Here is a 1,953-nt window from a genome sequence, read left to right on the forward strand (position 1 = left end):
CCTTATACAGAAGCCGCCATGACGCCGGCTCTCAGTGGTGGGAGGATGGGACCCATGGAACTGCACATCACAGGCGATGCCGCCGCCGACCAACTTCTCAGCGATGACGCCTTTGCGCTGCTGACTGGCATGTTGCTTGATCAACAGGTGACCATGGAATCGGCCTTCGCCGGTCCGGAGAAGATCCGCACACGCCTTGGATCCTTGAAGCCCGAAACGATTGCCGAGTACGACCCCGCTGGCTTCGTTGAAGTCTTCAAAGAAAAGCCGGCCGTCCACAGGTTTCCCGGTTCCATGGCGGGCAGGGTCCAGGCTCTGGCGGAAACCGTCCACCACGAATGGAACGGAGACGCTGCGTCAATCTGGACAAGCGGCTCCCCCGACGGCGCTGAGGTACTCCGCCGCCTGAAGGCCCTGCCCGGGTTCGGCGAACAAAAGGCGAAGATCTTCCTGGCCCTCCTTGGCAAGCAGTGCGGGCTTCAAGCCGAGGGGTGGCGGGAGGCCGCTGGCCACTACGGCGAGCAGGGCTCGTACCTTTCCGTCGCCGACATCGTGGATCCAGAGTCCTTGGTCAAGGTGCGCGCCAGCAAACAGGCCGCCAAAGCAGCAGCCAAAGCTGCAAAGGCGCCCAGCGCGTAAGACCACCCCTCACAGCAGCCAGACAGAGGAGGGCTCCCACCATTGGTGGGAGCCCTCCTTCATCTCATCGCCAGAACTCGCCAAGCCTCCCCGCCAGGGCCGTGCCCTGGTCGTAGCCAGCTTGGGCAGCGGCAGGACGCAAGGAAATATCCATCGCGTTCGTACCAAACAGGTGCTCGGCATCAGGGCGAGGGAAAATGGTCTCCACCCTGCTGCCGCCTGCACGTAGAGCTTCAACCTGCGTCACCAGGTGCATGCCCCACTCCACGGGCTGAAGGGACCGGCCGCCGAAAGGTGACAGCACCAGTACCCGCCCATAGCCGGCTGCCAGGTCGGCATTCTCGGCGTTCGACCGATAGCCGCCGTCGAGGTACCAATTGTCCCCGATCCTGTATGGCCTGGAGCTGGAACAGCTGGCAGCAACGGCATCCACCAGCTCGACACCGCTTCCGCGATCGAAAACGGCAGGTTCACCGGTTTCGGCATCGACGGCCGTGATCAGTACCTGCCGGTCCGGCCAACGTTGATCCGGGAGCCGGGACGCAACGACAGCGCGCCATTTTGATTGCCAGGAATCGTCCGTCGCTGCATCCGACTCCATGGCGGCCGCCCCCATTCGACGGCGCATTTCGGCCGCATCATTGGAGGAGGAGATGATGTGGTTCATCCTGGCTAAGTGGCTCGATACAGCCAACGGGCGGCCGCGGTCAGATCCGGCCGCGCCCGGCCGCCGCTGGGCTTCAGGCACGGGGGCGACGGCGGCCGCGAACAGTTCCGCTGGGGACGATGCGGCCAACTGGGCCGCTGCCGTTGATCCAGCCGACGTTCCGACAGTAAGATCCGGGGTGGTCACATCAACCCCGGACCCGTAGAAGCCGGCTATCACGCCGATGAGCCACGCGTTGCCGGTGGACCCCCCGCCTCCGAGGACCAGCGCACTATGGGAACTACGCACCGTTGAAGAAGATGTTGTGTTCACGGGAGTCGCCTTTCGCGAATTGCGGATCAAGGCACTCCCGGAGGCGACTAATTCAGTCGCCCGATCGTGGACAACAAGGGAGCGCCCACTATGGATACTGCGTTCATGGGTCTCACCTCCTGTCGACGAATCACGATCACTTGAAAAATAGCACGCCCCCGAGCCACACGCCATGGAACGTTAACGACAAAAGGCCCCCACTTGCGTGGAGGCCCAGGAAGTTGCCGGTGTGAGCGTCGATCGCTGCCGGCACACCCGCACTGTTGTGTCTCTTAAATGTGGGAGACCCCCCGACCCGTGGTGGGTTGGGGGGTCTCGACCTTAACGGTTGTCCG

Annotated in this window: 2 protein-coding genes; one reads left to right on the forward strand and one right to left on the reverse strand. The window is 63.2% G+C overall.

The window, feature by feature from the left end:
• Nucleotides 1–45 precede the first annotated feature (45 nt).
• Nucleotides 46–639, forward strand: coding sequence for an HhH-GPD-type base excision DNA repair protein (locus NEK97_RS19750; protein WP_257371403.1), 594 nt, complete (start codon nt 46–48; stop codon nt 637–639).
• Between the two features lie 64 nt (nt 640–703).
• Here NEK97_RS19750 and NEK97_RS19755 read toward each other — a convergent pair whose 3' ends face one another.
• On the reverse strand, nt 704–1,618 hold the full coding sequence (locus NEK97_RS19755; protein WP_257371402.1) for a patatin-like phospholipase family protein: 915 nt from the start codon (nt 1,616–1,618) through the stop codon (nt 704–706).
• Between the last annotated feature and the right edge of the window lie 335 nt (nt 1,619–1,953).

The organism is Paenarthrobacter sp. UW852, assembly GCF_024608385.1.
GTDB lineage: Bacteria > Actinomycetota > Actinomycetes > Actinomycetales > Micrococcaceae > Arthrobacter.

Bases quoted from the DNA above. Each gene is read 5' to 3' on its own strand.
- NEK97_RS19750 (WP_257371403.1), top strand. From the start codon at position 46: ATGGGACCCATGGAACTGCACATCACAGGCGATGCCGCCGCCGACCAA.